Origin of the sequence: Paenibacillus tyrphae, from assembly GCF_000722545.1 — a bacterium.
Lineage (GTDB): Bacteria > Bacillota > Bacilli > Paenibacillales > NBRC-103111 > Paenibacillus_G > Paenibacillus_G tyrfis.
Window position 1 is genome coordinate 74,997 of sequence record NZ_JNVM01000038.1, and the last position, 11,618, is coordinate 86,614.

Annotated in this window: 12 protein-coding genes; 2 read left to right on the forward strand and 10 right to left on the reverse strand. The window is 48.5% G+C overall.

What is annotated here, in order from left to right; genetic code table 11:
• From ET33_RS30910 to ET33_RS30935, 7 genes are all read right to left on the reverse strand, one after another.
• A complete protein-coding gene (locus ET33_RS30910; RefSeq protein ID WP_036691298.1) occupies nt 1–834 on the reverse strand; it encodes an FAD binding domain-containing protein in 834 nt (277 codons plus the stop codon).
• Entirely contained in the window at nt 821–3,121 is a 2,301-nt protein-coding gene (locus tag ET33_RS30915) for a xanthine dehydrogenase family protein molybdopterin-binding subunit (protein ID WP_258959119.1), read from the reverse strand. The genes ET33_RS30910 and ET33_RS30915 overlap by 14 nt, the downstream gene beginning before the upstream one ends.
• A 221-nt stretch (nt 3,122–3,342) precedes the next feature.
• Nucleotides 3,343–3,519, reverse strand: coding sequence for a hypothetical protein (locus ET33_RS39395; protein ID WP_167336453.1), 177 nt, complete (start codon nt 3,517–3,519; stop codon nt 3,343–3,345).
• 475 nt (nt 3,520–3,994) lie between these two features.
• Nucleotides 3,995–4,849 carry a CPBP family intramembrane glutamic endopeptidase gene (locus tag ET33_RS30920; protein WP_051775849.1) on the reverse strand — a complete coding sequence of 285 codons (855 nt, stop codon included), beginning with the start codon at nt 4,847–4,849 and terminating at the stop codon, nt 3,995–3,997.
• A 142-nt stretch (nt 4,850–4,991) separates the two neighbouring features.
• On the reverse strand, nt 4,992–5,885 hold the full coding sequence (locus ET33_RS30925) for a DUF2268 domain-containing protein (RefSeq protein WP_036691300.1): 894 nt from the start codon (nt 5,883–5,885) through the stop codon (nt 4,992–4,994).
• A gap of 61 nt (nt 5,886–5,946) precedes the next feature.
• Nucleotides 5,947–6,471, reverse strand: a complete 525-nt coding sequence (locus ET33_RS30930; protein WP_036691302.1) for a hypothetical protein — start codon at nt 6,469–6,471, stop codon at nt 5,947–5,949.
• A complete protein-coding gene (locus tag ET33_RS30935; protein ID WP_036691305.1) occupies nt 6,464–7,075 on the reverse strand; it encodes a TetR/AcrR family transcriptional regulator in 612 nt (203 codons plus the stop codon). Before ET33_RS30935 ends, ET33_RS30930 begins: the two co-directional genes overlap by 8 nt.
• 261 nt (nt 7,076–7,336) lie before the next feature.
• Between ET33_RS30935 and ET33_RS30940 the strand changes: the two genes are divergently transcribed.
• Nucleotides 7,337–8,506, forward strand: coding sequence for a multidrug effflux MFS transporter (locus ET33_RS30940; RefSeq protein ID WP_036691308.1), 1,170 nt, complete (start codon nt 7,337–7,339; stop codon nt 8,504–8,506).
• A 135-nt stretch (nt 8,507–8,641) separates the two neighbouring features.
• Here ET33_RS30940 and ET33_RS30945 read toward each other — a convergent pair whose 3' ends face one another.
• Nucleotides 8,642–9,703, reverse strand: coding sequence for a copper amine oxidase N-terminal domain-containing protein (locus tag ET33_RS30945; RefSeq protein ID WP_051775851.1), 1,062 nt, complete (start codon nt 9,701–9,703; stop codon nt 8,642–8,644).
• A 210-nt stretch (nt 9,704–9,913) separates the two neighbouring features.
• The gene (locus ET33_RS30950; RefSeq protein ID WP_036691311.1) at nt 9,914–10,426 is read right to left on the reverse strand and encodes a GNAT family N-acetyltransferase; all 513 of its coding nucleotides are present in this window, start codon (nt 10,424–10,426) and stop codon (nt 9,914–9,916) included.
• Between the two features lie 172 nt (nt 10,427–10,598).
• On the opposite strand from ET33_RS30950, the gene ET33_RS30955 reads away from it, so the two are divergent.
• Entirely contained in the window at nt 10,599–10,970 is a 372-nt protein-coding gene (locus tag ET33_RS30955; RefSeq protein ID WP_036691314.1) for a hypothetical protein, read from the forward strand.
• A 13-nt stretch (nt 10,971–10,983) separates the two neighbouring features.
• On the opposite strand, the gene ET33_RS30960 is transcribed toward ET33_RS30955, so the two are convergent.
• On the reverse strand, nt 10,984–11,445 hold the full coding sequence (locus ET33_RS30960) for a GNAT family N-acetyltransferase (protein WP_036691317.1): 462 nt from the start codon (nt 11,443–11,445) through the stop codon (nt 10,984–10,986).
• Nucleotides 11,446–11,618 lie beyond the last annotated feature (173 nt).

Below are 11,618 nucleotides of genomic sequence, written 5' to 3' on the forward strand. Positions count from 1 at the left end.
TCACCTTCTTTCCAAAGCATGTACCGCTTCAGCCATCGTTTGTTTCAACACAAATTTCCGATAAAGCGCGGAACCTTCCGCATTTTGTAATACTGGAGCAGGTAATTTGCCAATCGCCTGTTCAATTCTTGCTTCCAACGGGATGGAGGAATCGTTCAACGCCCGGTCGATTTCAACGGAGCGAAACGGGAATGAGCAGACGCCGCTGTAGGCGGTATGAATCCGATGATCTTTCTTGAGCGAAGCTACGGTTACGAGAGGATAACCGACGTTGCCAATCTGCCGTTTTTTGTAATGAACGAACGGCAATGATAAATAGCTTCGATCTGTGAAGGTCTGCACAAGAAATTCGCCATTTTTCAATCTCAATCGCTGTAGGAACACTTGGTGAATGGGAACTTCCCTTATCCCTTGTATTCCTGCGATAACCATACGGCTGTTTGCCAGCAGAAGCGGGAGCACGGTCTCCCGATAATGAATTTTGCCGCAAATGTTTCCGCCGAACGTGATTTTATTCCGGACGGTTTGGTCAGCGGCCCCCCGTGCCGTTTCACCAAGCAGCGGGAACAGGTTCGCCGCGGATAAAGCCGATAACGTAACACAAGCGCCGATAATCAGCTTATCGTTCCGTATTTCCATGACCTTGCACTCCGGAATGGATTTCAAATCGATAACGGCACCTGGATGAATGGAGTTTGTTCGAGCCCATGTGATGATTTCCGTCCCTCCGGCGTAATATATCGGGTGCTTCCCCTGCTGTTGCAGAAGCTGGAACCATTCCACAGCCATCCGAACGGATGATGGTTTATAGTATTCAAAGTCAAACGGAATCATGGATCGTCCTCCAGATCATCTCAGGCGTCAGAGGCAAATGATTAAGCGCTGCTCCTGTGGCGATCGTCAAGCTGTTCGCCAATGCTGCAGGCATGCCGATCAAGCCATGCTCGCCGATTCCGCGCAATCCGTAAGGAGCTTCCAAATGAGGCGTCTCGACGAAATCAACCAAGTACTGTGGCTGCTCTCCGTAACGAATCAATTTATAGGTTCGAAATTGTGGATTTAATATAGTGCCTTGATCACTAAATAAAAAAGCTTCCCGACTGGCAAAACTTAAGCCCATGCTCATGGCGCCTTTAATTTGACTGCGGGCAAATTCCGGATTGATCACCTTGCCGGCATCGATAACCGTTGTCGCCTTCACGATTTTGTACGTGTAATCTTTCGTATTCCATTCCACTTCTACCGCTTGAGCGCCTACCGTCCATTCCGGACCGGGATTTCCTTTACCGGTTTCAGGATCCAATGGGGTTAAATGACGCATCGCATAGCTTCCGCGTCCGATGACTTGACCGCCGATCGTATTCCCATTTGGGAAGGTGTAGCCGTTCGCGAGTTTCTCAACTGGTATCCCCATATCGGGGCGATCTTTCAAGAAAACCTTGCCCTCTCCGACATCCAAGTCTTTCGGCAAGCATTGCAATACGATTGCAGCTATGTTTTTTAACTGGACGATGGCATCGTCGGCCGCATTCAGTACCGCATTGCCAACTAAAAAGGTGCTGCGGCTCGCCACCGTTTTCCAATGATGGGGATCGGTTTCAGTGTTCACTTCCGTCGAAATATGGATCATTTTGTCATCCATTCGCAACCGTTCGGCCAACAGTTGAGTTAGCGCCGTCCTCGTTCCCTGGCCGATTTCTACCGCACCGCAAAGCAGATTCACGCTTCCGTCGGGATTAAAGAGGACAACGGCTCCTGCTCCGGCGTCTGTAGGCGTATTCGAAGTTTTCCAAAAACAGCATACCCCTTTCGCCTTGATAAGATGGCCATCGATTTCACGCAGCGGACGGTCGTCCCAATGGATTAACGTTTTCAATTTTGCAATACACATAGGCAAATCGCCCAGATTGCTTCGATCCAGTAAAGTTTGGGTCGGGGATGTATCCCCTGGCCCTATCGCATTATGAAAGCGAAACTCCAACGGATCCATACCTACTTGACCCGCCAACAAATCGATCGCTCTTTCGATGGCTAACGTCAGTTCCGGATGGCCGAACCCTCGAAAGGAAGTGGAGTAAGGGTGATTGGTATACATGCATAAAGAATCGCAATGAACGTTGTCGATGCGGTATGGCCCCGTACAATCGACGGCTCCCGCCCGGCTCATGACCGCGCCTCGATCCGAATACGCTCCGCCATCGTATAGATGCAATATTTCCGCGGCCATTAATTTTCCTTCATGATTACAACCAAGCTTGATTTTGGCATCCAATCCGATATGGACTGGAGAGGAGATCATGTCCACCTCCCGGGAATTAACGATTTTTACAGCTTTTCCACCAACGGCACGGGATGCCAAGAAAGCAAGGTATTCCAATTGAATCGCGGATTTTCCGCCGAAACTGCCTCCGACCAGAGGCGTGTGAACGATCACTTTATGAGACGGAATATGAAATGATCGGCTGATTGTTCTTCGGATGACATAGGGCGATTGTGAAGTGGAATGGATGATGACGATGCCGTCGGGACTAATCTCTGCTGTGCTGCATCTCATTTCTATGGCTGCGTGATCCGATTGCGGTAAACTAACCTCGACTTCAACGGTATGGCGGCTATTCCTCCATCCTTCCTTCATATCCCCCTTGCGTATTTTTGTTCGGCTGGCGATATTCGTTCCCGGCTCCGGGTAAACCTCTTCGTGCCGCTTGTACTCTGCAAGACGCTCATGAACGAGCGGAGCATTGTTCTGAAAAGCTTCCTTTGGAGAAAGGACGGCCGGTAAAAGCTCATACTCCACTTTGATTTGGAGAGCCGCCATCTCTGCTATGTATTCTTGTTCCGCGATAACAAGGGCGACGGGCTCGCCGTAATATCTTACTTTATCTATTGCGATCGGTGGCCGGTCTGCCAGCGGCGACCCGGTCAACATTGGGTAATAATGCCCTGTTATGACCGCCTTGACACCTGGAATTTTCATGGCTTCAGACGAGTCGATCGATATTATTTTCGCATGAGCGTGCGGACTGACAGCCATTTTGACATGAAGCAGACCTAATATCGCGCGATCATTAATAAATTTGGTTCTCCCTGTAACTTTCTCCCACGTTTCCTTTCTGGGAATACTTTTCCCAACCGATCGTCGGATCTTGGCCCCCTCCTTTTTTCCAAAAGGATCTTGCAACGTTCAAATTATGCATATCCTATATATATACAGGGCTTGTTGTCCGTATTATTTAATTGATGAATGAACTTCCATCATGGGAGGAGGCCCGCTGCTTATTAAGAAAAAAAGAGATGAAAAAAGCACGCACCAGGTTTATCCTGATACGTGCTTGGACCTTGTTATTGTTCCTTCAATTCATCCTCCGGTACATCGTATTTATTGATATGCGAGGTGATCGCCTCGACGGCTTCGTTGACATCCGTCGTCGCAGGCACTTCGTTCACCACATCGTCCGTCTGGTCATAATAGTTCAATCGGTTCGCCTCGGCCGCTTGCTCTTTGTCGCTTTCTGTCATCGTCAAAATGCCTCCTTCTTCGCATACGTTCGCCTTTACTATGCACGAAGTTAATATTTGTTATGCATACTTCATGCCAATGAGTAACTTGTATCCCGTAAACTAATGATGGCGCAGCTAATGGACAGGATAGCTCAATGATCGATATTGAATAATTATACAAATTTAATTATAATTATTCACATACTGAGGGAGAAGGTGCTTCGGGGGCAGCGATTCAAAATATGAACATCATGCTTGGATTTGACAAAGGTATTGGACTAGCATAAGAGAAAGAAGTTCATCGTTAAATAAACGGGAAACGTTAGTTGAATAAAACAGCGGCAGTCTAAAATTTTATTTTTCGGTCCTAGGCTGCCGATGGTTTTATATTCGTATCCGTCTTTTTCACTGAACAAATGCAGCCCCTTCTCCATGATGTGGAGGCAGGCTGCATTGGCAAGCCCTATGCGCGAAGTAGATATTTGTTATGCTTTCAAGTCGCCCGCTTCTGCCGTCTTCTATGCCACGCATACAACACCATAAAACCGAGAACACTCATTCCCGTATCCAGCAGCCCCGCTTCCGGCCCGAAGTCTCCGCCGGTCAGCCAAACTAAATGCGTTTGAAACGAAGCCTCGAATACCCCATTCACATCATTCCCGCTGACGGCTAGTCCGTAAAGGCTGCCCTGCGCATAGTTCCAAGCAAAATGATAGCCGATCGGCATCCATAAGTTCCCCGTTATCGCGAACATGCAAGAAAATAACAGTCCAGTCAGAAAAAGATTGAAAACCGCCAAGGCCGAAATGTCGTTATTTCCAAGGTGAATCAAAGCGAACAAAATCGCCGACAGTATGTAGGCGAAGGGCAGCCGGTATTTTAAAGACTCCATCGTTTTCATAATGTATCCCCGGAAAAACATTTCCTCCGAGAAGCCGACCCATATAAACATCATCAGGCTCCAGAACAGGCCGGACGCGCTCCAGGATGGATTGATCCGAAGCGTAACCGCACCGGCGGCCGCCAGAATTCCCGCAAGCATCGACATGAAACCGAGGCCCAGTACAATGCCGGCACCGAACTCACGAACTCCCGCCAACGTCAAGCGCATGCCCAGATCCCGCAAGCTTCGTTTTTTCAGTAGCATCCAGATGAGAAGCGTGGCTGCAATTCCCCCCAGCGGGGTAATCAGCTCCGGTCGAACAGAAGAAACGAGTGACTTGCCGCCCCATTTGACCGACAGTATGAGTATAATCGCGAATTGCAAACCCACGAACAAGAGCACGGATAAGAACAAATCCCATCCGAGCCGCAATTGGCCTGCGTTGTTTTTGAAAAGCTTCCGCAACTTGCCATCCCTCCGCAGCATGAACTAATCGATACTAACCTATTAACCTTCCTATGTTCACGCCAAAAAAGCAAGTCCTTGGAAGGACTTGCAGAAAAATTTAAGATATTGTTCCCCTCTATGCCAAATGCGCGGAATCTACTCAAAAAACTCGGCTGCCCTCAATAATTTCTGTTGTAGTCATTCGCGTTGCATCATAAATCGTAGCTCCTGTGTTTTTCAAATATTGCTGCACGGTATAGTAGCCAACCGCGTATCCGGCGGCATAGGAAAGCCCGACAAGTGGATATCCTTGTTCCCTTGCAATCTCATCACCGAACATATAGCTGCTCACTTCGGCAAATCCCTTGACCTCTAACGCTTGACGAATGACCTCGATGGAATAGAGCAAGTCTTCTTCCTCGTACGATGTCGCCCAGGGCCCCATCGCATTCTCTCCGTACAGCGTACTGGCAAAAGAATCCGCCAGACCTTCTATGATGATGTAATCCCCCACGGTTACGTTGCCGTGATCCCAATCAAAATAAGAAAAGCGAACATTATGATGAAGCTCATGGGCAATAATCGCCGGGATTCTCGGGATGTTATAGTCGTTGGGATAGATCATCAGTTGAATATAGCCGGGGATTCCTCCAAAGCCGGAGTACCCCTTGGTATATGCAAGCTTGTGAGGATCGGCTAGATACGCGCCGAAGCGCAGCGATGCAGCGTCTACTCGCAGACCGGCTTCCCCCATTCGATCGAGACAATGAAGCAGCGTATGCTCGGCTACATGGTTGATATCGATTTTTTCGAGCTTCTTTAAGCCTGCTTGTCCGATGTCCGTCTCTTTCACGTCCAGATACCCCAGCATTTTCGTGGCCATAACCACATTGTATGCCCCGGCATGACTTGCCTTCATCGGAACGCGAATCGTCTTCCACATCTCCTCAAAGGGCCCCATCATCGTATACCGAAAGTAATCCTCACGTTTTTCTTCGGGCATCGCGAACAACGCTTCATACTGATCCATCGTATTTTCAATAAATAGTTTCATGATGTTTCACCGCCTTGATCCCTAGAATAAAGGATCACGCTGCGTTAGGGTCAAGAAGAAGTTACTGTCCGACCTTTTTCAATCGTTCATGAATAAAACCCCTGATTCCCGGATGATTCCTGTACAAGGTCAAGCTGTATAGGATGGACGATGCGGTGATGGTAGACCAGATCAACCAGTCAGCCGAAAAACGAGTGATTTCATTCGTAAACTGTTCTTGACCTGCATCGAAGGATGACACTATGGCGGAAAAATTAAACAACAACAAAATAATCACTTTTCCGGCTAGTATCGCAATCCAGCCGATAATATAGGGGTACCCTCCGACCGTACATAATTGGTTATCGCGATAAAACACCTTCGTTTTCTTGGCTTGCCAATATCCGACAACTGCGCCTAAAGCAAGCAGACTGACTAATTCGGCTATAATAACGCTGTCCAATTTATCGGGCAGACCGGCATAAGTTCGGATGATCGCCATGATCGGCAGTCCGAGGAGATCGAATCCATCGACCTTTTTGGGGATAAGCTGCCGAATGATCAGCACAATAACGACGGCAAGGATAATGAGCGCAAATTTATCCATCCGCTTGATCCCCTCTTTTTCTCGTTAAGTAATAGTCGATGAGCAGATCCACGGTTTCTTCCGGGTACTGCTCCGGGCTTTGAAGCACATGGATGATCAGCCCTTCGATAAAACAATAAACAATCTCCGCTTCCAATTCCCGGTTGCAGTCCGGTCGAAGATAACCGAGCTCGCCCATAAGATCGACAATCATCCCCATGATATACCTTGTATAATGGTTCATCTGCTGCTGCAGTTCAAGTAGCTCCGGATTGCTGAAGGACTGCCCGAGAAACGCAACCCACACCCTTCGCTCCGACAGCTCCTCCAGATTGACGGGAACGAGAAATTTCATCAGTCTTCTGATCGCTTCTTCATCCGTCCCCTGAAAAGCTTTCGTCCGAGTCATGGCTCTCTCATGCACCCGATCCAACACCAGCTTCATGGAGTAATAAATTAATAGATCCTTCGACGAAAAATGATGCTGGATCATCCCGGCCGAGATGCTGGCTTCATCTGCGATTTGTTGGATCGACGCCTTATCCAATCCATGCTTTAATATCACACGCCAAGTAGCGGATGCGATCTGGTTTTTCCTCTCCGTAAGATCGACTTTTTTGGGCATGGCAAAATGCTCCTTTCATTTTTTACAATATGATTATATTGTTTTCTTTCGTTTTTTACAATATGGTCATATTGTAAAAATGCGCTCTGGTTATCGACAGACTCCCGAAATCCTGCTAGAATGCACTATAGATCTCCCCCCTATAAAAGAATAAAGGTGAAAAACAATGCTATCCTTTTCCAGATTGAGCAAATGCAAACCCCCGATCCCGTAATTTCTTTGCCGGCTCATTGAGATTTTTGAATTATAGGGGGATTGGCTGTGCAAAGAAAAATCTCAACACCATCATTATTGCTGTTAATCATTCTTGTGGGTTTCCCGCAAATTAGCGAAACGATCTATACACCTTCCTTACCGGATATCGCAAATAGCCTGCATACAACCGGCAATGCGATCCAACTGACACTCAGCATTTATTTTCTCGGTTTCGCCGTTGGCGTTTTTTGCTGGGGAAGGCTTTCGGATTTCATCGGGCGGCGTCCCGCTATGCTTTGGGGAATTTTGGTTTATGCCCTAGGCAGCTTGGGAAGCTACCTGTCCGGTTCGGCGGAATGGCTGCTGGCAAGCCGGTTCATTCAAGCTTTTGGCGCCAGCACCGGTTCGGTGGTGACGCAAACCATACTCCGTGAGAGTATCGACGGAGCCAAGCGTCATGCCGTGTTTGCTCAGATCTCTGCGGCACTTGCCTTTACGCCGGCCATCGGGCCGTTCATTGGCGGATGGGTCGATCAAGCGTTCGGTTTTAGAGGTGTGTTCTTCACTCTTGTGGTGATGAGCGCCGCCATTTTTACGTACACCTTGTTTTCTCTGCCTGAGACAAGAGTGTCCACGAGCTCCGGTATTCGTACGTTTTCTGTAGCCAAGCGCTTGGTTTCCGACAGAAGAGTATGGGCATTCGGGTTTCTCATCGGAGCGACAAACGGCATATTGTTCAGTTACTATGCCGAGGCCCCGTTCATTTTTATCGAGTTTTTTCATATGAGTCCGGGCGTGTTCGGTTTTTTGGGAATTTTCGTGGCACTATCTTCCATCCTCGGTGCGATGCTGTCGAAGAAACTGCTGACCCGGGTCCCGGCGGAAAAAATTATTTTTCTTGGTTCCCTCATCACGATGGCGGGAGCCGTAGGTCTCGCCGTTCTTGCACTTTGTGGCATAAGCCCTTCCGCAGCAGGATTGGTGCTCATGGTAGCTTCCATCTTTATCCTCCTCCTGGGAATCGGTATGGCTATTCCTAATTGCCTTAGTCTGGCACTCGTCAATTATGGCGATGTCCTTGGCACCGCGGGCGCTATTTTCGGATTAGGTTATTACGTCGTGGTCAGCCTTATCACCAGCGGGATGAGTTATCTTCACAACGGTTCGTTAGTCACCATGCCGATGTATTTTCTAGTATTGGCGATTAGTATGGCCCTTGTGAGCAAAAAGCTTTAAACATCGGGAAGCCGGTTCTCTCAAAGCAGAGAGTCGGCTTCTCTGCATTTCCTCGTTAAACGCCCTCGGCCGATGGCAAAAAAATAGGCTCCCGAGGGGGAGCCTGCTTGAGCAGTTGTTATTTAAAACATCAACTTAGTTTTCTACAACGATTTTGACGGCTTGGCCGATTGGCGGCAAGCTTTTGGTCAAGATCGGACCATAGAAGGCATACACTTTATCGCCTTTTTTAAGCTGATCTGCGGCAACCGGTTGATTATCCTTCGTTCCGATCACAGGTGTATCCCCTGTTACATTCAGGACTACCGTGTCATGCGATCCGTCGCTAAGCTTATTCCCTTTGATCGTAAGACGCGTTGTCCCCTCTGCCGATGAAGTAATCTCCTCGATCTCACCTGCCGTACCTAAAGTTTGCTGTGTGGCAGGACTTTGTTTCACGATAATCTTTTTCGCATGGGTCATCGGCGGCATGCTCATGGCCATAACCAGACTGTGCTCCGCTTCGATGACCATGCCAAGCTGCAGATCGGCAAGCGTCAGCTTCTGGTTCGTGTCGGATACGATCTCCGTTTCGTCAGAAATATTCAATCGTACGCCGTGCCCATAGCCGTTAAGGCCGATCTCTCCGCCTTTATCGCGGTAGGTAATGCTGGTAACCGTTCCTTGCTTGGTTGTGCTCGCCGCCTGTTCGCCGCTTTCTTGCTTCTTGGAATCGATATTGATCGTTCCTGTTGCGTCCGCCTTCACTTGAAGCTTCATCACCTTTTCGAAATAGGACAACGGAACATACGTTTTCTCATTCGTTAACTCCGGCGCCACCTCGAGCGGAACGAGCATTTTGGCAAAACCGTATTGGTCTTGTCCGATCTGAAGGGTCAGCCATTGGTTGCCTTGAACCAGCTCCAGCGACTGCGTATCCGGCTTCCAGGTCAGCTTATAACCCAGAGCTTCGGCGGCAGCGCGGATCGGTATCATAATTTCATTTTTAGCGCCTACATAGATCGGGTTCTCTTCCGGAGAAAATCCTTTTCCATTGATCACAAGAACAAATTTTAGACCGCCGTAGGAATCCTGCGGAGTGGAAGCGGAAATCGGCAGCGGCTTTACCGTCGCAGGCTCGCTTGGAGCGGCGGATACAACGTTGGTTGCCAGCAGCGCGCCGGCCAGGACAGTTCCGAGTACTTTGAATGGTTTCATGATGTCATATACCTCCTGTAATCACCTTATGTAGGATAACAACCCATGGAGCCAATGCTCCATATTTTGTCGTTTACAATCTCCTTGACGTGACTTCCGGCTAAAATGTTGCACGACTTAAAAAACACCTGCTCTCTACATGGAGAGCAAGTGTCTAAGGATCATTTATCATATCAATTGGTTATGAAGGGCTGAATTGTTCAAGGAGAGCTAAGTAACAACCCGCTTCCCTACGATGATCAAGTCGCGCTCGACGCCGTCCAATTCGGCGATGCCGGGCAAATGCGCCCATTGCTCGAACCCGAATCGGGCGAACAGTTTAAGGCTTGGCTCGTTATGAGCGAAAATAAACCCGAGCAGCGTTTTGACCCCGAGTCTGGGGCATGCGTCGATCGCTTGTTGTAGCAGGTAAGTGCCGTACCCTTTTCCGCGCGTATCCTCCCGCAAATAAATGCTTACCTCGGCCGTCCCATTGTAAGCAGGTCTGTTGTAGAACGATTGGAAGCTCAGCCAACCGCAAATTTCTCCGTTTTTTTCCATGACCCATAACGGCCGGGATATCGACGAATGCTCGTCGAACCATTTCCTTCTGCTTTCGACCGACACCTCCTCGGTATCGGCCGTTACCATCCTGCCCGCAACCGTCGAATTATAGATTGCCACAATGGCCGGTAAGTCGTGAAGGGTGGCGTCTCTCATCGTTATCTCACTACTTGTTGCCATAGCTGCACATCCTTTCGTCAATGATTATTTACTAAATCAGATCGCTTTTTTGACTATGGAATAAACCGGCCTTTCCTTGGGAAGGATGAATCAGGAAAAGATTGGCACATCAAGCCGTTTTCATGTCCCCTCTCTCCTCTTCAATCATCCCATAGGAATAAGGAGCAGCGATATGTACAATTATCAAACAGCCCGTTCGAAAAAACCGCCGGTTGTGACGTTCGTCCAAGTTCTGATTTACGCTGCCGCACTTTTGAATATCGTTAACGGCTTCTACTCTTTTGGCAGTGCAGGGATGCTCAAGAAAACATTATGCATAGCCATGATTAGTTTTGGCGTTGCGGCCGTTTGGATCGTGGCTCGCTTGAATTATCCCGAGGAATCCCGTCGCAAGGCCGCCATCGCGCTTTCTGGCATTCTTATTGCGCTGCGGATCGTGGAGTTCGCCGTCTGGTACAACGTCGGATTTTTGCTTGGCTTGATCTTGCCGGTCTTCGTCATCTGGAGATTAAACAGCTCCGAAGCAAAAGCCTGGTTTCATTGAAGCTATAGTTGTGTCAAAGAAGCCTTTTCTCCATACATATACTGCTGGGGCAATCCACGTACTCTCCAAAAGGCTCGATATCGATAAATCCGAATTTCTTGTACAGCGCTATCGATTCGGGCTGCATGGGCCCGGTTTCGAGGAGCAAGGATGTAAACCCCGTCTGCGCCGCTTCCTGCTCCAAATATGACAAGATACTTGACGCAATCCCTTTATTTCTGAAAGAAGGATCCACGAAAATCCGTTTCAATTCGGCAGCCTGCGCATCTAGCGGGCGGTAAGCCCCGCAGCCGGCAGCCACACCGTCCCAATAGGCAAGGACGAACACCATCTCATTCACTTTGGCCCCTTCCAAATCAACGCCAAACACTTCGTCTGCAGGGTACAGCGAATATAAGTAATCGTCCAGTTTGGCTATCAATGCGATCAAATGCTCATTGCTCGGTTCTACGACTTGTATAGTTAGCGTTTCCATTCTCTGCTCCCCCGGTATGAAATCTAGTTACGATTATACAGAATCTATTTTCTTCCGGCAACTATCATATCTCAATTTGTTATATAATATTACATAACGGAGTGATGCTTCCTCTGTCACTCCGCCAACTAAAAAAGGCTGTCGGAAAATTTGAACTGCACCCCGTCAAGTAG

Excerpts from the sequence above, each read along its gene's own strand:
- ET33_RS30910 (WP_036691298.1), bottom strand. The coding sequence starts at position 834 with ATGATTCCGTTTGACTTTGAATACTATAAACCATCATCCGTTCGGATG.
- ET33_RS39395 (WP_167336453.1), bottom strand. The coding sequence starts at position 3,519 with ATGACAGAAAGCGACAAAGAGCAAGCGGCCGAGGCGAACCGATTGAAC.
- ET33_RS30925 (WP_036691300.1), bottom strand. The coding sequence starts at position 5,885 with ATGAAACTATTTATTGAAAATACGATGGATCAGTATGAAGCGTTGTTC.
- ET33_RS30930 (WP_036691302.1), bottom strand. The coding sequence starts at position 6,471 with ATGGATAAATTTGCGCTCATTATCCTTGCCGTCGTTATTGTGCTGATC.
- ET33_RS30935 (WP_036691305.1), bottom strand. The coding sequence starts at position 7,075 with ATGCCCAAAAAAGTCGATCTTACGGAGAGGAAAAACCAGATCGCATCC.
- ET33_RS30945 (WP_051775851.1), bottom strand. The coding sequence starts at position 9,703 with ATGAAACCATTCAAAGTACTCGGAACTGTCCTGGCCGGCGCGCTGCTG.
- ET33_RS30950 (WP_036691311.1), bottom strand. The coding sequence starts at position 10,426 with ATGGCAACAAGTAGTGAGATAACGATGAGAGACGCCACCCTTCACGAC.
- ET33_RS30955 (WP_036691314.1), top strand. The coding sequence starts at position 10,599 with ATGTACAATTATCAAACAGCCCGTTCGAAAAAACCGCCGGTTGTGACG.
- ET33_RS30960 (WP_036691317.1), bottom strand. The coding sequence starts at position 11,445 with ATGGAAACGCTAACTATACAAGTCGTAGAACCGAGCAATGAGCATTTG.